The 18376-nt window shown below is 71.8% G+C and carries 15 protein-coding genes and 1 tRNA gene; 11 read left to right on the top strand and 5 right to left on the bottom strand.

All coding sequences use genetic code 11. The annotated features are described in order from the left end of the window. Nucleotides 1–32: 32 nt before the first annotated feature. The 3 genes from IE134_RS25365 to IE134_RS25355 form a co-directional block, all read right to left on the bottom strand. Nucleotides 33–965 (bottom strand): coiled-coil domain-containing protein, encoded by a 933-nt coding sequence (locus tag IE134_RS25365; RefSeq protein ID WP_189431846.1) that lies wholly within the window; start codon nucleotides 963–965, stop codon nucleotides 33–35. Between the two features lie 218 nt (nucleotides 966–1183). Then, nucleotides 1184–3742, bottom strand: coding sequence for an SUKH-4 family immunity protein (locus IE134_RS25360; RefSeq protein WP_444545693.1), 2559 nt, complete (start codon nucleotides 3740–3742; stop codon nucleotides 1184–1186). A gap of 5 nt (nucleotides 3743–3747) precedes the next feature. Beyond that, nucleotides 3748–4725, bottom strand: a complete 978-nt coding sequence (locus tag IE134_RS25355) for an SMI1/KNR4 family protein (RefSeq protein ID WP_030710435.1) — start codon at nucleotides 4723–4725, stop codon at nucleotides 3748–3750. Nucleotides 4726–4960: 235 nt separating this feature from the next. Between IE134_RS25355 and IE134_RS25350 the strand changes: the two genes are divergently transcribed. Continuing rightward, a complete protein-coding gene (locus tag IE134_RS25350) occupies nucleotides 4961–5485 on the top strand; it encodes a YwqJ-related putative deaminase (protein WP_030710437.1) in 525 nt (174 codons plus the stop codon). Between the two features lie 10 nt (nucleotides 5486–5495). Next, nucleotides 5496–5996 carry an SUKH-3 domain-containing protein gene (locus IE134_RS25345; RefSeq protein WP_030710439.1) on the top strand — a complete coding sequence of 167 codons (501 nt, stop codon included), beginning with the start codon at nucleotides 5496–5498 and terminating at the stop codon, nucleotides 5994–5996. 282 nt (nucleotides 5997–6278) lie between these two features. Here IE134_RS25345 and IE134_RS25340 read toward each other — a convergent pair whose 3' ends face one another. Next, complete coding sequence (locus IE134_RS25340) at nucleotides 6279–7601, bottom strand: sensor histidine kinase (protein ID WP_126932092.1); 1323 nt, start codon at nucleotides 7599–7601, stop codon at nucleotides 6279–6281. A 156-nt stretch (nucleotides 7602–7757) separates the two neighbouring features. Between IE134_RS25340 and IE134_RS25335 the strand changes: the two genes are divergently transcribed. The 7 genes from IE134_RS25335 (at nucleotide 7758) to IE134_RS25305 (ending at nucleotide 13529) form a co-directional block, all read left to right on the top strand. Beyond that, the gene (locus IE134_RS25335) at nucleotides 7758–8642 is read left to right on the top strand and encodes a hypothetical protein (RefSeq protein ID WP_189431898.1); all 885 of its coding nucleotides are present in this window, start codon (nucleotides 7758–7760) and stop codon (nucleotides 8640–8642) included. After that, a tRNA-Gln gene (locus IE134_RS25330) sits at nucleotides 8643–8715 on the top strand. 109 nt (nucleotides 8716–8824) lie between these two features. Continuing rightward, nucleotides 8825–10273: a bifunctional UDP-N-acetylglucosamine diphosphorylase/glucosamine-1-phosphate N-acetyltransferase GlmU gene (gene glmU / locus IE134_RS25325; protein WP_030710445.1), complete on the top strand. Its 1449-nt coding sequence runs from the start codon at nucleotides 8825–8827 to the stop codon at nucleotides 10271–10273. Between the two features lie 120 nt (nucleotides 10274–10393). Then, nucleotides 10394–11371, top strand: a complete 978-nt coding sequence (locus tag IE134_RS25320; RefSeq protein ID WP_006125162.1) for a ribose-phosphate diphosphokinase — start codon at nucleotides 10394–10396, stop codon at nucleotides 11369–11371. A gap of 235 nt (nucleotides 11372–11606) precedes the next feature. Beyond that, nucleotides 11607–12206 carry a 50S ribosomal protein L25/general stress protein Ctc gene (locus IE134_RS25315; protein ID WP_030710447.1) on the top strand — a complete coding sequence of 200 codons (600 nt, stop codon included), beginning with the start codon at nucleotides 11607–11609 and terminating at the stop codon, nucleotides 12204–12206. Nucleotides 12207–12351: 145 nt separating this feature from the next. Then, nucleotides 12352–12945 (top strand): aminoacyl-tRNA hydrolase, encoded by a 594-nt coding sequence (gene pth / locus IE134_RS25310; RefSeq protein WP_030710449.1) that lies wholly within the window; start codon nucleotides 12352–12354, stop codon nucleotides 12943–12945. A 113-nt stretch (nucleotides 12946–13058) separates the two neighbouring features. Next, nucleotides 13059–13529: a hypothetical protein gene (locus tag IE134_RS25305; protein WP_030710451.1), complete on the top strand. Its 471-nt coding sequence runs from the start codon at nucleotides 13059–13061 to the stop codon at nucleotides 13527–13529. A gap of 28 nt (nucleotides 13530–13557) precedes the next feature. Here IE134_RS25305 and ppc read toward each other — a convergent pair whose 3' ends face one another. Then, nucleotides 13558–16287 carry a phosphoenolpyruvate carboxylase gene (gene ppc / locus IE134_RS25300; protein ID WP_030710453.1) on the bottom strand — a complete coding sequence of 910 codons (2730 nt, stop codon included), beginning with the start codon at nucleotides 16285–16287 and terminating at the stop codon, nucleotides 13558–13560. Between the two features lie 399 nt (nucleotides 16288–16686). Here ppc and IE134_RS25295 point away from each other — a divergent pair, with 399 nt between their 5' ends. Continuing rightward, nucleotides 16687–17673 (top strand): acyl-CoA desaturase, encoded by a 987-nt coding sequence (locus tag IE134_RS25295; RefSeq protein WP_097948372.1) that lies wholly within the window; start codon nucleotides 16687–16689, stop codon nucleotides 17671–17673. Further along, nucleotides 17670–18356, top strand: a complete 687-nt coding sequence (locus IE134_RS25290; RefSeq protein WP_030710457.1) for a TetR/AcrR family transcriptional regulator — start codon at nucleotides 17670–17672, stop codon at nucleotides 18354–18356. Before IE134_RS25295 ends, IE134_RS25290 begins: the two co-directional genes overlap by 4 nt. The last annotated feature ends 20 nt before the right edge of the window (nucleotides 18357–18376 follow it).

The raw sequence follows: 18376 nt of genomic DNA, 5'->3' as shown, positions 1-18376 counted from the left end.
GGTGCGCTCGGGCGCCCGGTGCGCTCGGGCGCTCAGGCCCCCTCGCTCTCGTTCTCGTCCCCGCCCTCGTTCCCGTCGTCGTTCGACGTCACCCGCCCCGTCAACGCCGCCAGCGAGCTGCGGACGTGCGCCATGTGCGCCTGGACCTCCTCGCGGCCCTCCTCGTGCTCCCGCAGGATCCGCTCCGTCTCCCGGACCACCCGCTCCTCCCGGAACCGGGCCTCGGCCAGCAGCTCCGCCGCCCGCGCCTCCGCGTCCTCCTGGCCGTGCCGGGCGGCCTCCTGCGTGGCGGCGAGGTGCCGGCCCGCCTCCGTGAGCAGCGCCTCGGCCCGCTCGGTCAGCTCCGTGTGCCGGGCCTCCAACGCGGCTTCCTCGGCGGCCATTTCGGCCTCGGCCGCCTTGAGGCGCTCCGCGTGCTCCTGCTCCTGGTGGGCCAGCACGCTCGCCGTACGGTCACGGGTCGCCGCCATCGCCGACGCGGCGGCCTCCCGCACCTCCTCGGCGTCCTGCCGGGCCGCCGCCAGCAGCCCTTCCGCCTCCCGGACCGCGGCGGCCACCCGCTCCTCCGCCGCCCGGTCCGCCGCCGCGCGCACCGCATCGGCCGCCTCGCGCGCCGCGTCCCCGGCGGCCCGGCCCGCCGCCTCCGCCTCGTCCCGCAGCGCCTGGCCCGCCGCCACGGCCCCGGCCTCCAGCGCCTGGGCCTCGTCCCCGGCCAGGGCCAGGATCCGCTGCGCCCGCTCCCCCAGCTCGGCGTAGTCCTGCACGGGCAGCGTCGCGACGGTCTCCGCCAGCCGGGCCGCCTCGGCGTGCAGCTCCTCGGCCCGGCCGGTCAGCCGCACGATCTCGGCGAGCGCCCCGTCCCGCTCGGCCGTCAGGGCGGCCATCGCACGGTCCACCTGCTCCGGGCGGTATCCCTTCCCCCGGACACCGACGACGTCGAACGCGGACACCGGTCCAGCACTCATCCCTGAAGCCCTCTCTCCGACCTACCGCGATACGCCAAGGATGCGGCAATTGGTGCCGGAAGTCGGAATCGATCAGCGTCATTCCGGCCGGAAGCGACCGGCATCACAGATCCGGCCGAACCGGCACACAGCGAAGCGCCCGAACCCGCGAAGGGTTCGGGCGCCTCGGCCGGACCATGAAGCCTGACCGCCGGACCGGGCCGGCAGACCGGGTCAGATCAGATCAAGCCGTCCCACATCTGCTCCAGCAGCACCGACCACCAGCTCTCCGGCGACGCCAGCGCCGCCGGGTCCAGCGCCACCAGCTGTGCCTGGAAGTCGACGGTCCAACGGCCCGCCTGCTCCGGGTTCAGCCCGTACCGCAGCCGCCACATCCGGCCCAGCAGTGCCATCGACCGCACGAACTCGGGCAGCCCCGTGTTCACGAACTGCGGCGGTACCGGCTGCCCGCCGGGGCCCGCCTCCACCGGCACGGCCACGATGTTCGCCGTCCCGTACTGCACACAGATCGCCCGGCCGAAGTCCGTACCCATCACCAGGTACGACCCCGCGTCCGGCGCCGGCTGCACCTGGCGCTGCGCGGCCAGCTCGGCCAGCGTCGGCACCACCGGCTGCCCCGGCTGCGCCCAGAAGAACGGCCCGAAATCGGCGGGCAGCCCCGCCCACACCAGGGTGCGCGCGACGACCTCCGGCACGCCCTGACGGGACACCGCCCGCTGGTCGAACCGGAGAATGCCCTGCGGACCGAACGCCTGCGCCAGCTCCTCGGCGATCGCCTCCGGCGGCAGCGCGGGCGCGGGCGGCATCTGCGGCAGCGGCGCCCGCACCGGCGCGGGCCGCGCCGGGCCGTCCGCCACCTGGTGCAGCTCGCCCTGGTGCGTCAGCAGATGCTGCATGCCCTGCTGGCGGCTGGCGTGATCCGTGCCGTACGGAGCGACGCTGGTGATCCGCACCTGCGGCCAGGTCTCCCGGATCATCCGCGCGCAGTACCCGCCCGGCAGCTCGCAGGACTCCAGCTCCGTGTGGAGCTCGATGACCTGCTGCGGCGGCACGTTCATCGCCCGGAGCTCGTGCAGCATCTGCCACTCGGGGTGCGGAGTACCCGGCGCCGAGCGGCGGATCAGCTGCTGCTCGCTGCCGTCCGGAGCCCGGAACCGCAGCACGGCCTGGTAGCCGGGGCCCACGGTCGGCTGACCGGTGGGCTGCTGCGGATAGCCGTACGCCGGAGGCGGCGGGGTGTGCCCGCCGGGCGGCGGACCGGGAGGACCGGGCGGACCCGGCGGCTGCGGTACGGGACCGGGGCCACCCACCGAACCGCCCGGGGCCCCGGGCGGGCCGGGCGGGCCGACCTGGCCCGGACCCGCGAACATCGTCTCGGCGTGGTGCACCCCGCCACCCGGAGGCGGCGTGGAACCCGGCGGCGGACCGGGAGGCCCGGGGGGCTGCGGAGCACCCGGAGCACCGGGCGGGCCCGGCGGCCTGGGCGCGCCGGGGACGCCCGCGCCGATGCTGCTCCCGTCGGCGAGCATCGTCGCGGCATGGTGCACCCCGCCGCCCGGAGGCGGCGTGGAACCGGGGGCCGCGGGCGGGCCGGGCGGAGCGGGCGGCGGGGTGGAACCCGGCGGCGGCCCGGGCGGGCCCGGCGGGGTGGCGCCGGGCGGGCCGAGCTGCGAGACGAGCTGCGTCGGGACGTACCCACCCGCGGGGGCGCCGGGCGCACCCGGACCCGAGGGCGGCGGCGTCGCACCGGGAGGCCTGCCGGGAATCCCCGGGGCACCGGGCGGCGGCGGGGTCGACGGACCGCCCCCACGCGCCCCGCGCGGCGGCACCACGGCCTTGCTGGTGGCCGCGTCGGCGATGTCACCGGTCCCGTCCGAAGCGCCCTGCTCCGGCCGGAGCGCCGGGGCCACCTGCGTACGCGGCAACTGGCTGCCACCCGACATGAGCGCGGTGGGCGCCTCCGCCGGAACGACCGGCGGCGGGGCCTCCTCGTCGTCCGTCCCCGACAGCGGCGGTGCGAAAACCGTCGCGGGCAGCGGGACCGCCGCGTCGTCGGAATCGGAGTTGGTGTCCGTACCGGCCCACGGGGTCGCCCCGGCGGGCACACCGTCGGAAGCCGTGGGCTCGTAGGCCTCGCCACCGTCGGCGGCGGGCCAGGAGGGGGCGGAGGGCGGCGTCGCGTCCGCGGCGACGGGACCGGGAACGGGAGTCTGACCCGACGCCGGTACGGAAGGGGACGGGGCCGAGGGCGAAGACGGGGCCTGCGACGGGACCGAGGGCGAAGACGCAGCCGGAACCGGGGGCGTGGGCTGCGACGGGGCCGCGGACGCCGGCGACGACGGGGCCGGCTCAGCCGCAGCCGCAGCCGCGTCCGCGTCCCGGCGCTCCGCGCGGTGATCCGGAATCCCCAGCTTGTCCGCCGCCTCCTGGAGCCACTCCGGCGGCGTCAGCAGGAACGACGTCTGGTTCAGATCCACCCGCTGCGGCGGCTCCGGAGCAGCGGCCGGCGCACCCGCCGGAGTCCCGTACTCCTCCTCGTACCGCCGGATCACCTCACCGACCGGCAGCCCCGGCCACAGCGTCGCCTCACCGCTGTCCCGGGCGATCACCAGCCGCTGACGGCCCCCGTCCGAGACGGGACCCTCCGGCCGGTCCTCGGCCCACACCACGAAACCGAGGTCGAACTCACGGACGCGCACCTCACGGTGCTGATACGCGGGCACGTCACCGTTGACCCACTCGTCCGCCCGATCCTGTGCCTGCGCGAAAGTCACCACCGCGCTCACCCCTCCACCGGGACGGCGCGCGCGAAGCCGCCGTCCACCATCAGGTTCGCCACGGTCTCCAGCTCCGGCGGGTTGCCCGCCAGCCGCTCCAGGAAGGCGTCGAAGTCCGTACCGCAGGGCAGCAGCAGCCGCTCCACACGCTCCTGGACGCTCCAGCCGTCCTGGTCCCGGGCATCGTCGTACGGGCAGAACCACACCGAACCGACGTCCTGGCCGCGCACCTTCACAGCGAGAATCCCGCCCTGGACGAACGCGACGCCCAGGTAGTCCTTGGTGAAGTGGTCCCGCAGACACTTGTTCACGTACACCAGGTCGTTCATCGCGGCCTCGTCACGCACCGTGAAGAACGGCTGGTCCACCAGCAGCCCCAGTTCCGCGTCCAGCGCCGCACCCACGGGGGCCGAACCGCCCGCCGCCTTGAGGAAGGAGCGGTACGCGCCGGGCAGCCGGTAGCCGAGGTCCTCCTCGACGCCCTGAACCTGCTGCTCGGTCACCGCGCCCGCGCCCTTCGGCAGCCGGAAGTGGGCCGGACGGGTCTCCTGCAACGGGCGGGTGCCACGCCGGTTCTGGTCGACGTCCGTACCCGCGAGGCCGCCGTGATGACGCAGCAGCGCCTTCACCTCGACCGGCACCAGCTCCATCCGCCGGCCGCCGGGCACGTGGTGCCACGTCCAGCCGTGCGGGGTCGCCACCGCGGGAATCGTGTCCCACAGGTCGTGTCCGCTCGCCGCCATCGCCGCGTTCGCCGACACGTAGTCGGTCAGGCGCAGCTCGTCGATGCCGAAGCCCGGAGGCGGGTCGGCGATCTCGGCCGCGGCGCGCGCGTACGGCGAGAGAACCGGGTGGCCGTTCCCGTCCATCCGCACCCCTGCGGGGTGCCGGGACGCCCGGACCGGATCCGGGAAATGCACGACCTGCCCGGCATAGGCGGCGTTCGGTGGCGCGGCTTGCTGCCCGAGCCGACCTGTCGTCATGGCTGATGCCCCCTGCTGCGTCCGGTGTTCCGCACAGCCTAAGCGGTGGGGCAACAGGGGGTCCCGCCCCGCCGTTTCCGTCACGAACGGTCACAGGCGCGTGACCGTGAGGCGGCAGTTTCGCACCTTCGGGCGACACGCAGACACGTTTCCCCCACCCAGCTTCCCCACCACCCGGCACATTTGGCAGGCTGTCCCCGCAACTCGGGGGATTGCAGGGAGGGACGTCAGCACGATGCATTCCACACAAACCGTCACATCAGGGGATCCGCGCCTCAGCTGGAGCAGTACCGAGCCAAGCCGTACGCCCCGACTGATCCACCGCCGCGACGGGATCCTCCCGGCCGTGGCCGCCGCGCTGTCCGTCCGCGGCGAGACGCTGACCTGCACCGCGGGCAAGGGGGACCAGCCGCCGGTGCTGCACCCGCTCGTCCAGGACTTCCTCGACACCCTCACCAGCGGCCAGCGCGAACGCTTCACCGGCCGCTGCCCCGAAGCGATACTGCTCTCCCGTCACCTCACCGCCGCCGAGACCGGGCGCTCCAAACGGGCCCAGCGAAAACCCCTGACCAACGGGGAGGCGCGGCGCGCGCTCAAGCACGCGCGGATCACCGCACGGCGGATCCGCGAGGACGGCGACCCGCTGCACGGCAGCTACGCACCGCCGTGCCGGTCCTGTTCCGCCCTCCTGTCCCACTTCGGCGTACGCCCCGTCGACCTGACCTCCACCGGCGCCGCGACCACCGCCGAGAAGGGCTGACCGCCCACCGATGCACGACCGCCAGCAGCACACCTCCACCACCCGCTTCTCCGTCGCCGTCGACGCCGCCCTGCGCGAGGCGGGCTGGCAGCCCGGGCGCTGGGACATCCGCCAGGCGGAGGAATGGGCCGACGCCCTGCGCTCCCACGCCTCCCCGGCCGGCCACCGGCACGCGGTGTTCCCGGCCGCGGTCGAGGCGTGGGCGGAGTTCGGCGGCCTCCGCATCACCGCGTCGGCGCCGGGCCGGCACATCGCACCCACGGCGGTACGGATCGACCCCCTGAGCGGCCTGCACCTGGCCCGCACGCTCGGGGACCTCGGCCGGGCCCTGGAGACCGAGGTCAGCCCGCTGGGGGCGGAGGGCGAGGAGCGGGCGGTGCTGGCGATCGATACGGAGGGGCGGGTGTACAGCATCGATCACACCGGCGACTGGTTCCTGGGCCAGGACATCGACGAGGCACTGTCCACGCTGGTCACGGGCACGCAACCGCCGCGCCTTACGTCGGCCTGAGCAAATCCAGCCCGTCCGGCGTTTGAGGGCTGACAGACGGGCCCGGCCCATTCAGCCCGTCCGGCGTTTGAGGACGGAACCGTGGCTCGGGACGAACCGGCACCATCACTTCCCCGGACACGAAGGGGTCGCCGCTCCCCACCACCAGGGTTCCGTCCTCAATCGCCGGACGGGCTGAGAAGGCTGGCCCTCAATCGCCGGACGGGCTATAAAGGTGGGCACTCACGCGCCGCACAGGCTGAAAGCCAGGCGCACGGGCTGAAAGGGCCAAGCGCCACGGGCTTAAGTGGCAGCCCCCACCGGGAGCACCGCCGACACCCGGAAGCCCCCCGCGTCCGTGGGCCCGGAGACGAACACGCCCCCCAGCCCCAGCACCCGCTCCCGCATCCCCACCAACCCGTTCCCCCCGCTCGGCAACCCCGCATCCGCCGCGCCCGCGTCCGACGGGCCGTTCTCCACCTGCATCGCGACCTCGGCCTCCCGATGCGCGAGCCGCACCCACGTCTTCGCGCCCGCCGCATGCTTGTGCACGTTCGTCAGCGCCTCCTGCACCACCCGGTACGCCGTCTGCTCCACCTCCGGCGGATACGGCCGCAGGTCTCCGTGGACCGTCAGCTCCACCACCATCCCCGCCTGCCGGGACTGCGCCACCAGCGCCTCCAGCTCGTGCAGCCGGGGCCCGTCCTCCGTCGCGGCGGAGGCGGCGGCCGCCGCGGCCGCCTGCCGTACCGACGCCAGCGGAACCCCGCCCGCCGCAGCCGGCGCGGTCAGCGCCTCCCCCGTCCGCAGCACCCCGAGCATCTCGCGCAGCTCCGTCAGCGCCTGCCGGCCCATGTCCCCGACCAGCGCCGCGTTGCGCACGGCCTTCGCCGGATCCTTCGGGGCGACGGCCTGGAGGGCGGCGGCGTGCACGACCATCAGGCTCACCCGGTGGGCGACCACGTCGTGCATCTCCCGGGCGATCCGGGTCCGCTCCTCCGTACGCGCCCACTCGGCCCGCTCCTCGGCCCGGTCCGCGAGCAGGGACAGCTCCCGCTCCAGCGAATCGGCCCGCTCCCGCAGGCTCTCCATCAGGCGGCGCCTGGCCCCTATGTAGAGGCCGAGGAGCACGGACGGGGCCGTGAGCCCCACCGCCATGAAGACGGACATCAGGGGGACGTACCAGTCCCCCGGACCGAAGTCGGTCTGCTCGGCCACGCTCTGCCGCAGCCGTACGTACGTGATGATGAACGTCCCCACCAGCGCCATGCTCGCGAGCACGACGGTGATCCGGCGCGGCACCTCGGAGGCGGCCAGCGTGTACAGGCCGACCAGGGCCATCAGGAAGCCCATCTCGGCGGGCGTCATCGCGATCGTCAGCAACACCACGACGATCGGCCACCGCCGGCGCACCAGCAGCACCGAACCCGCGAGAAGCCCGAACACCACACCCACCGGCACCGGAATCCCGGTGTTCCGGGCGAACTCCACCCCCTCCAGGCCACACTCCAGCGCCGATACCAGCGCCAGTCCCACGTCCAGGGCGACACTCCGTCGCCGCTCCCACCACCAGTAGCCGCGGGTGGTCGATCCCGCCGCCTCCCGGTCTGCCCCCGTTGCGGTCATGGCATCCAGCCTACGGGCGGACGCATCTCAATTCCGGGTGACCGGCAACAGCACGTTCCGCATTCGAACATGCACGAAACGCATGCCGATCGCCTGAAATGGCGAATCGACCGCGCTTTCGACCCGGACGTTCGCATTCCGGACGACGATCACCGTATGACGGAAACCACAAGCAAGTACGCCGACTTCGAGGGGTTACGCGAGCGGGCGGTGGCGCTGCGCCGGGAGGGGTTGAGCGTTCGGCAGATCAGGGACCGGCTGAAGGTCTTCAACAACGACATGCTCCACCGCCTCCTCCAGGGTGAACCGGCACCGGAGTGGACGAAGCGGCCGAACGCCAAGGACGACCTCCGGGAGAGGGCCCGGGAACTGCGCCTCAAGGGCATGACGTATGACCAGATCCAGGTGGAGCTGGGGTGCTCGAAGAGTTCGGTCTCACTCTGGGTACGGGATCTGCCGAAGCCTGAACCTCGCTACACCGAAGAGGAGCGCCTCGCCCGGATGCAGGCAGGACTCGCCGCGCTGCGGGCGGGTCAGGACCAGGAACGACTGGAGACCAAGCGCGTCGCACGAGAGTCGGTGGGCGAACTCACCGATCGGGAGCTCTTTGTCGCAGGCGTCGCGCTCTACTGGGCCGAGGGCATGAAGGACAAGCCATACAGTCGCCGGGAAAGCCTGCTCTTCATCAACAGCGACCCCGACGTGATCAAGTTCTACCTCAGCTGGCTCGACCTGCTGGGCGTGGCACGCGAGCGGCTGCACGTGCGCGTCAGCATCCACGAATCGGTGGACGTGGCGGGAGCGGAGAGCTTCTGGTCGGAGGTCACGGGGGTGCCCCGCACCGACTTCATGAAGGCAACACTCAAGAAGCACACCCCGAAGACCAACCGCAAGAACACCGGTGAGGCCTATCGCGGTTGCCTCGTCGTCTACGTGACCAAGAGCGCCGAGCTCTATCGTCGCGTGGAAGGCGCTTGGTACGGCATAGTGTTGGGTGCCGATCCGGCGAACCGATCCAATGTCCGGTTTAGCCGGTATTAATCCCCCATGGTGTAATCAGGCAGCACTGCGGTTTTTGGTACCGTCTGTTCAGGTTCGAATCCTGATGGGGGAGCTTCGACACGCGGGCCCCGACCACACCGGTCGGGGCCCGCCCCCGTTTCCCGTGGAAACACCCCCGGTATCCTGCGGATGACCACCACCCGAAGCCGAAGGGCACATCCGTGAGCGCAACCAGCCCGGCAGCCGTCGTCGTCCTCGCAGCGGGTGAGGGCACCCGTATGAAGTCGAAGACTCCCAAGGTTCTGCACGAGATCTCCGGGCGCTCGCTCGTCGGACATGTCGTCGCCGCCGCCCGCGAGCTGGACCCCCAGCACCTCGTCGTGGTCGTCGGCCACGCCAGTGAGCAGGTCACCGCGCATCTCAACGCCGGCGACGCCCCCGTGCGCACCGCCTTCCAGGCCGAGCAGAACGGCACCGGGCACGCCGTCCGCATGGGGCTGGAAGAGCTCGGCGGGGCCGTCGACGGGACCGTGATCGTCGTGTGCGGCGACACCCCGCTGCTCTCCGGCGAGACGCTCGGCGCGCTCGCCGCCACCCACTCCGCCGACGCCAACGCGGTGACCGTCCTGACCGCCGAGGTCCCGGACTCCACCGGCTACGGGCGCATCGTGCGCGACCCCTCCACCGGCGCGGTCACCGAGATCGTCGAGCACAAGGACGCCACCGACGAGCAGCGGGCGATCCGCGAGATCAACTCCGGGGTGTTCGCGTTCGACGGGCGGCTGCTGGGCGACGCGCTGGGCAAGGTGCGCACCGACAACAGCCAGGGCGAGGAGTACCTCACCGACGTGCTGTCCATCCTCCGCGAGGCCGGGCACCGCGTCGGCGCGTCCGTGGCGGGCGACCACCGCGAGATCCTCGGCATCAACAACCGGCTCCAGCTGGCCGAGGCACGCCGGCTGCTGAACGAGCGGCTGCTGGAGCGGGCGATGCTCGCCGGGGTGACGATCGTCGACCCGGCGTCCACGCTGATCGACGCGACCGTGACGTACGAGCGGGACGCGGTCGTGCACCCGGGGACGCAGCTGCTCGGCTCCACGCATCTCGCCGAGGACTCCGAGGTGGGGCCGAACTCCCGGATCGAGGACACCCTCGTCGGCGCCGGCGCCCGCGTCGACAACACCGTGACGCTCTCGGCCGAGATCGGGCCGGGGGCGACCGTCGGCCCGTACGCGTACCTGCGGCCGGGGACCCGGCTGGGGGTCAAGGCCAAGGCCGGGACGTACGTGGAGATGAAGAACGCCACCATCGGGGAAGGGACGAAGGTCCCGCACCTCAGCTACGTCGGCGACGCGACCATCGGCGACCACACCAACATCGGTGCGGCGAGCGTCTTCGTGAACTACGACGGGGTGGCCAAGCACCACACGACGATCGGTTCCCACTGCCGCACCGGTTCGGACAATATGTTTGTGGCACCGGTCACGGTCGGGGACGGCGTCTACACCGCCGCCGGGTCGGTCATCACGAAGGACGTGCCGTCCGGTTCGCTGGCCGTGGCGCGGGGCCAGCAGCGGAATATCGAGGGTTGGGTGGCCCGGAAGCGTCCGGGCAGCGCCGCCGCGCAGGCCGCTCAGGCGTCGTCGCAGGAGCCCAACGGGCAAAGCTGACCGGAAACAGGTGCGCCGGTGACGGCGTACCGTGATAGATGCTCACCCCATTTCGGCTGGCTCGTTGCACATCGGGACCTATGCGTGCAGCGCCAGATACACGTCTGAGGAGACTGTGCTGTGACCGGGATCAAGACGACCGGCGAGAAGAAACTGATGCTCTTCTCCGGCCGCGCCCACCCCGAGCTGGCCGAGGAGGTCGCCCATCAGCTGGGAGTCGGTCTCGTGCCGACGAAGGCGTTCGATTTCGCCAACGGTGAGATCTATGTGCGGTTCCAGGAGTCGGCACGTGGCGCGGACTGCTTCCTGATCCAGAGCCACACGGCTCCGATCAACAAGTGGATCATGGAGCAGCTGATCATGCTGGACGCGCTGAAGCGCGCGTCCGCCCGCTCGATCACGGTGATCGTGCCGTTCTACGGGTACGCCCGCCAGGACAAGAAGCACAAGGGCCGCGAGCCGATCTCGGCCCGTCTGGTGGCGGACCTGATGAAGACGGCGGGTGCGGACCGGATCCTCACCGTCGATCTGCACACGGACCAGATCCAGGGCTTCTTCGACGGCCCGGTGGACCACCTGTTCGCGCTGCCGATCCTGGCGGACTACGTGGGTGCGAAGGTCGACCGCTCCAAGCTGACGATCGTCTCGCCGGACGCGGGCCGCGTGCGGGTCGCCGACCGCTGGTGCGACCGGCTGGACGCCCCGCTGGCGATCGTGCACAAGCGCCGCGACAAGGACGTGCCGAACCAGGTCTCCGTCCACGAGGTCGTCGGCAACGTCGAGGGCCGGGTCTGTGTGCTGGTCGACGACATGATCGACACCGGTGGCACGATCTGCGCCGCCGCGGACGCCCTGTTCGCGCACGGCGCGGAGGACGTCATCGTCACGGCGACGCACGGCGTGCTGTCGGGTCCGGCGGCCGACCGGCTGAAGAACTCGAAGGTGAGCGAGTTCGTGTTCACGGACACGCTGCCGACGCCGGGCGAGCTGGAGCTGGACAAGATCACGGTGCTCTCGATCGCGCCGACGATCGCGCGTGCGGTGCGTGAGGTGTTCGAGGACGGTTCGGTGACGAGCCTCTTCGAGGAGCAGGGCTGACAGGGCAGGGCTGAGAGGAGCAGGGCCGACCGCCCGAGCGGTCCCCTGTTGATCCACTTTGGGGTGCGGCCTCCCCGCCGGGTAGACTCAGCGAGTTGCTCGGCGAGGGAGGCCGTACCCGTGTGTACGGCGGTCCGTTATCGACGCGCTCTTCGTAGCAGGCCTGTCGTGGGCCGGGTGACCGTTCGAGTTCCGTCACCCCCGACGGCTCTCCGTACCTGACGAGGAGTGCACCATGGCCGAGATCAAGCTCGCCACCGAGGTCCGTACCGAGTTCGGCAAGGGCGCCGCCCGCCGTGTCCGCCGCGCCGACCGTGTTCCCGGTGTCGTCTACGGCCACGGCGCCGAGCCCGTCCACGTCACGCTGCCGGGCCACGAGCTGCTGCTCGCCCTGCGTACGGCCAACGTGCTGATCGGTCTGGAGATCGACGGCAAGGACGCGCTGGTCATCCCGAAGGCCGTCCAGCGTCACCCCCTCAAGGGCACCATCGAGCACGTCGACCTGCTCACCGTGAAGCGCGGCGAGAAGGTCCAGGTCGAGATCGCGGTCCACGCCGAGGGCGACCTGGCGCCGGGCGCCAACCTGCTGGAGTTCGTCCAGAACACCCTGCTGGTCGAGGCCGAGGCCACCCACATCCCCGAGTCCGTCACGGTCTCCGTCGCGGGCCTGGACGCCGGCGACTCGATCGTCGCCAAGGACATCGAGCTGCCCAAGGGCGCCACGCTGGCCGGTGACGAGGACGCCATCGTGATCCAGGTCGTCGCCGCGCAGGCCGAGGAGCCGGCCGCCGACGAGGCCGCCGAGGGCGAGACCGCCGAAGGCGCCGAGGCCTGAGCCTCTCCCCTCACCGTTCCACCTGCTTGACTGACGGGGTGGTGGTTCCCTTCCCGGGGAGCCGCCGCCCCGTTCGGCTGCCGTGCCTGCCCTGCCTGCCATGCCCCAAGTGCGAGATGTACGAGTACGAGGAGACCGAGCGCTGATGTCCGACGCCACCGACCCCTGGCTCATCGTGGGCCTGGGCAATCCGGGTCCCGACTACGCGGCGAACCGCCACAACGTCGGGTTCATGGTCGCCGATCTGCTGGCGACCCGGATCGGCGGGAAGTTCAAGCGGGCGCAGAAGGCGCAGGCGCAGGTCGTGGAGGGGCGGATCGGTCCGCCGGGTCCGGCGAGCCGGCGGGTGGTGCTGGTGAAGCCGATGTCGTACATGAATCTGTCGGGCGGTCCGGTGACGGCGCTGCGCGACTTCTACAAGGTGCCGACGGACCATGTCGTCGCGATCCACGACGAGTTGGACGTCGACTACGGTTCGCTGCGGCTGAAGCTGGGCGGCGGGGACAACGGGCACAACGGGCTGAAGTCGATGACGAAGGCGATGGGTCCGGACTATCACCGGGTGCGGTTCGGGATCGGGCGGCCGCCGGGGCGGATGCAGGTCGCGGACTTCGTGCTCAAGGACTTCTCGTCGACGGAGCGCAAGGAGCTGGCGTTCCTGGTGGACCGGTCGGCGGACGCGGTGGAGTGTCTGCTGGCGGAGGGTCTTGAGCGGGCGCAGAGCGCGTACAACTCCTGAGCGAGGGGTGCCTCTCCCTCGCCGCGTACAACTCCTGACATTCCTGGTGCTGCTGGGGCGTTTTTCGGCCATAGGTTGACCGCGGGTGCGGGTCTGGCCAAGGATCTGCCCCCATGAAGCGGAGCTCTTCCCACCGGGCGGCGGCAGCGGGGCGGCGGGTGGCCATGGGGCTGGTCGTCCTGGTGCTGCTGGTCGCGGGTGCCTGGGCGTCGTGGGACGCCGCGCACCACATCATTCTGGCCAAGGGCCGCGACCACGGGACCGTGACGGTCACGGAGTGCGGCGAGGAGAAGTGCACCGGGTCGTTCACACCCGACTCGGTGTCGCGGGAGCGCCCGCGGGTGACCGTGGACCGGTCCGTCGCGGCGCGTGAGGGGGATCGTTTCCCCGTGGTGGTGAAGCCCGGTTCCGATGCGGTGGTCCGCACGGGGTTGCCGGGCTTTCTGCATGCCTGGGTTCCGCTCGCCGGTGCGCTGGTGCTGGCCGCGTTCGTGATCGGCGGGGGGCTGCGGATGACGCGGACGGCGTGGGGTGCGGGAACGGCGGGGGCGGCCCTGCTGGTGGCGACGTTCGTCGCGCTGTAGCAGGACCGCCCGTTTGACTGCGCGGTGCTCAGCCGGTGTTGCGCAGACCTGCCGCGACGCCGTTGACGGTGAGCAGCAGGGCGCGGGAGAGCAGCGGGTCGGGCTCCTCGCCGCGTTCGGCGGCCTGGCGCTGGCGGGCGAGCAGGGAGACCTGGAGGTAGGAGATCGGGTCCAGGTAGGCGTCGCGGATGGAGAAGGTCTGCTGGAGCACCGGGTTGGTGTCGAGCAGCTTCTCGCCGCCGGTGATCCGCAGGACTTCCTGCACGGTGAGGGCGTGTTCGGCCTCGATGCCGTCGAAGACGTGCTTCAGCTCGTCGGGGACGAGCGTGTCGACGTAGTGGCGGGCGATGCGCAGGTCGGTCTTGGCGAGCGTCATCTCGACGTTGGAGATGAAGTTGCGGAAGAAGTGCCAGTGCTCGTGCATCTCGTCGAGGACGGTGTCGAGACCGGCCTCGCGCAGGGCCTTGAGGCCGGAGCCGACGCCGAACCAGCCGGGCACGATCTGCCGCGACTGGGTCCAGCCGAAGACCCACGGGATGGCCCGCAGGCCGTCCAGCGAGACGCCCGAGCCGGGGCGGCGGGCGGGCCGCGAGCCCAGGTGCAGGTCGGCGAGCTGGTCCACCGGGGTGGAGGCGAGGAAGTACGACGGCAGGTCCGGGTCCTCGACGAGCTTGCGGTAGGCGCTGTGGGCCGCGTCGGAGACGGTGTCCATGGCCGCGTCCCAGCGGGCGAGGGCCTCGTCGGACTGGCGGGGCGCGGTGTGCAGGGCGGAGGCCTGGAGGGTGGCCGCGACGGTCAGTTCCAGGTTCTCGCGGGCGAGCGCGGGGATGAGGTACTTGTCGGAGATGACCTCGCCCTGCTCGGTCACCTTGATCTCGCCCTCCAGCGTCCCCCACGGCTGGGCGAGGATCGCGTCGTGCGAGGGGCCGCCGCCGCGGCCGACGGTGCCGCCGCGGCCGTGGAAGAGGCGCAGGCGTACGCCGTAGCGGTGGGCGACGTCGCGCAGCCGGCGCTGGGCGCGGTGGATCTCCCACTGGGAGGTGGTGATCCCGCCGAACTTGGACGAGTCGCTGTAGCCGAGCATGACCTCCTGGACGTCGCCGCGCAGGGAGACGAGGCGCCGGTAGGAGGGGTCGGCGAGCATCTCGTCGAGGATGAGGTCGGCGGCCTTGAGCTCGTCGGTGGTCTCCAGGAGCGGCACGATGCCGATCTTGGCCCAGCCGGCGTGGAGGTCGATGAGTCCGGCCTCGCGGGCGAGGACGGCGGCGGCGAAGACGTCGTCGGCGCCCTGGCACATGGAGATGATGTAGGACTCGATGACTTCGGGGCCGAAGCGTTCGAAGGCCTGCTTGATGGTGTGGAAGACGCCGAGGGTCTTCTCGCCGGCCGCGTCGAGCGGGGCGGGGGTGGGGGCCAGCGGCCGGCGGGAGCGCAGCTCCTTGGCGAGCAGCTTCTGGCGGTAGTCGCGCGGCATGTCGGCGTAGCGCCAGGATTCCTCGCCGAGCCGGTCGAAGAGCTGGCCGAGGGCGTGGTGGTGGGCGTCGGCGTGCTCGCGTACGTCCATGGTGGCGAGCTGGAGGCCGAAGGCGGCGAGCGTGCGGATGGTGCGGTCCATGCGGCCGTCGGCGAAGAGGCCGCCGCGGTGCTCGCGCAGGGAGGTCTGGATGAGCTCCAGGTCGGCGAGGAGCTCGGCGGTGCCGAGGTAGTCGCAGCCGGGGCGGTGGGGGGTGCCCTCGGCGAGGCGCTCGCGGGTGTTGACGAGCTTCTGCCGGATGCAGGTGGCCTTGAGGCGGTAGGGCTCCTCGGCGTTCAGCCGCTTGTAGCGGGGGCTGATGCCGGGGAGGCGCTCCAGGTCGGCCTGGAGGGAGGTGAGGAGTTCCTCGGTGGCTCCGGCGTAACGGATGGAGTTGGAGAGGAGGCCTCGGAGGTAGTCGATCATCTCCAGGGCGTCGGTGATGCCGTGCTCGTGCTGGAGGATCAGGACGTCCCAGGTGACGGCGGGCGTCACGTTGGGGTTGCCGTCGCGGTCGCCGCCGATCCAGGTGCCGAAGGTGAGGGGGCGGGTCCCGGCGGGGAGTTCGACGCCGACGCGGTCCAGCTCGGCGGCGAGGTCCTCCAGGACGTCGCCGACGGCGCCTGCGTGCAGCTCGTCCAGGTAGTAGATGGCGTTGCGGGCCTCGTCGGCGGGCTCCGGGCGGACGACGCGGAGCTCGTCGGTCTGCCAGATGAGGTCGATGTTCTCGGCGAGGCGGAGGTCGAGGCGGCGGCGGTCGGCCTCGATGACCGGGGTCTCCAGCAGCTCGGCGATGCGGCGCAGCTTGTTGAGGACGGAGCGGCGGGCGGCCTCGGTGGGGTGGGCGGTGAAGACGGGCCGGACGTTGAGGTTCTTGACCGTCTCGCGGAGGTGCTCGGGGTCGGCGTCCTTGAGGCGGTCGGCGGTGCGGGCCAGGAGGCCGCCCTCGGCCGAGCGGCGGTCGCGCATCTCGTGGGCGCGGTGGACCTGCTCGGTGACGTTGGCGAGGTGGAAGTAGGTGGAGAAGGCGCGCACGAGCTGTGCGGCGGTCTCCAGCTCCGTCTCGCCGAGGAGCTCGGCGGCGGCTTCGCCGTCGGTGCGGGTCAGGGCGCGTACTCGTTCGACGAGGTCGAGGAGTTCCTGGCCCTCCTGGCGTACGAGGGTCTCGCCGAGGAGGTCGCCGAGGCGGCGGATGTCGGCGCGCAGCGCGGGGCTGGCGGCAGGGGTCTGGTCGGCACTGCTCACAGTGTGCGGCTCCTTGCAGTGAATGAGGAGGTGCGTTCGCTTCGCCGTCCCCCGGTGCGTGGCGGTGGGGGCGGGTGGCGGGGTCCGGGGCCCTGCGGCTGGCAGCGGTGCTGTCGCCACGCCCCGACGAGCGGGTGCGGACCGCGCTGTCCGACCCTCCCAGGATAGGTGTCGTCGCAGGCGGCGTGTCCGTTGCCCCGCAGGGGTCGCGGCCGCCGCCGCGGGCGCACCCGGGCGGTTACCCCCTACCCCGGTGGCGGGCGGGCTACCGCGTGGGACGGGTTGGAGCGGCCTCTCGTGTTGTGGGGCCCGTCACTGCCATACTTACCAAGCCGTAGGTTACGGAACCGTAGCCACGGCCGTCCGAGCCTTCTCCCTCACCCTCAGAGGTATCCCCCCATGCCGAGCACTCCTCCTGCGGTCGACGAGACCGAGCCACCCGGAGCCGCCGCGGCTCCGCTGCCCTCCGCCACACTGGGCGGCGACAGCAAGCGGTCGATCGAGCAGTTCGCGCTGCTGGCGTTCATCGTGGTGCCGTTCGTGGCGCTGGTCGCGGCGGTGCCGTTGGCGTGGGGCTGGGGGGTGAGCTGGCTCGACATCGGCCTGCTGGTGGCGATGTACTTCATCGGCTGTCACGGGATCACGATCGGCTTCCACCGGTATTTCACGCACGGTTCGTTCAAGGCGAAGCGGCCGCTGCGGATCGCGCTGGCCGTGATGGGCTCGCTGGCGGTGGAGGGGCCGCTGGTGCGGTGGGTGGCCGATCACCGCAAGCACCACCGGTTCTCGGACGCGGAGGGCGACCCGCATTCGCCGTGGCGGTTCGGGGAGAGCCTGCCGGCTCTGATGAAGGGGCTGTGGTGGGCGCACATCGCGTGGATGTTCGACGAGGAGCAGACGCCGCAGCAGAAGTACGCTCCCGATCTGATCAAGGACCCGGCGATCCGGGCGGTCTCGCGCCACTTCCTGACCTTCACGATCGTCTCGCTGGCGATCCCGCCGCTGGTGGGCGGCCTGGTGACGATGTCGTGGTGGGGTGCGGCGACGGCGTTCTTCTGGGGTTCGCTGGTACGGGTCGCGCTGCTGCACCACGTGACCTGGTCGATCAACTCGATCTGCCACGCGGTGGGCAAGCGGCCGTTCAAGTCGCGTGACCGGTCGGGGAACGTGTGGTGGCTGGCGGTGCTGTCGTGCGGCGAGTCCTGGCACAACCTGCACCACGCGGACCCGACGAGCGCCCGCCACGGGGTGATGCGGGGGCAGATCGACTCCAGCGCCCGGCTGATCCGCTGGTTCGAGAAGCTGGGCTGGGCCTATGACGTGCGGTGGCCGGATGCCGCGCGGATCGACTCCCGGCGCACGTCCGTACCGGCCGACGCGGCATGATTGACGACGTGGCGACGGACTCCAGCACAGGCAGCGACAAGAGCAGGACCTCCCCCTCCCGCCGGGCCCGGCGGGTCCGGATGACGGGGAAGGAGCGCCGCGAGCAGCTGCTGGACATCGGGCGCGCCCTGTTCGCCGACAAGGGCTTCGAGGGCACGTCGGTGGAGGAGATCGCGGCGCGCGCCGGGGTGTCCAAGCCGGTGGTGTACGAGCACTTCGGCGGCAAGGAGGGCCTGTACGCGGTGGTGGTCGACCGCGAGATGCGCCAGCTGCTGGACATGGTGCAGGGGGCGCTCACGGCGGGGCATCCACGTGAGCTGCTGGAGCAGGCGGCGTTCGCGCTGCTGGACTACATCGAGTCGTACACGGACGGTTTCCGGATCCTGGTGCGGGATTCGCCTGTGGCGCAGTCGACGGGCACGTTCGCGTCGCTGATCAGCGATATCGCCACGCAGGTGGAGGACATCCTGGGCCTGGAGTTCAAGGCCCGCGGCTTCGACCCGAAGCTGGCCCCGCTGTACGCGCAGGCGCTGGTGGGGATGGTGGCGCTGACGGGCCAGTGGTGGCTGGACGTGCGCAAGCCGAAGAAGGCGGAGGTGGCCGCGCACCTGGTGAACCTCTGCTGGCACGGGCTGGAGAACCTGGAGTCGAAGCCGCGGCTGATAGGGCACCGGAAGAGCTGAGGAGCCGGCTCCGGGCTCAC

Origin of the sequence: Streptomyces rubiginosohelvolus (assembly GCF_014649875.1) — a bacterium.
GTDB lineage: Bacteria > Actinomycetota > Actinomycetes > Streptomycetales > Streptomycetaceae > Streptomyces > Streptomyces rubiginosohelvolus.
Note: the sequence above shows the minus strand (reverse complement) of the source record. Positions and strands in the feature narration are given on the sequence as shown.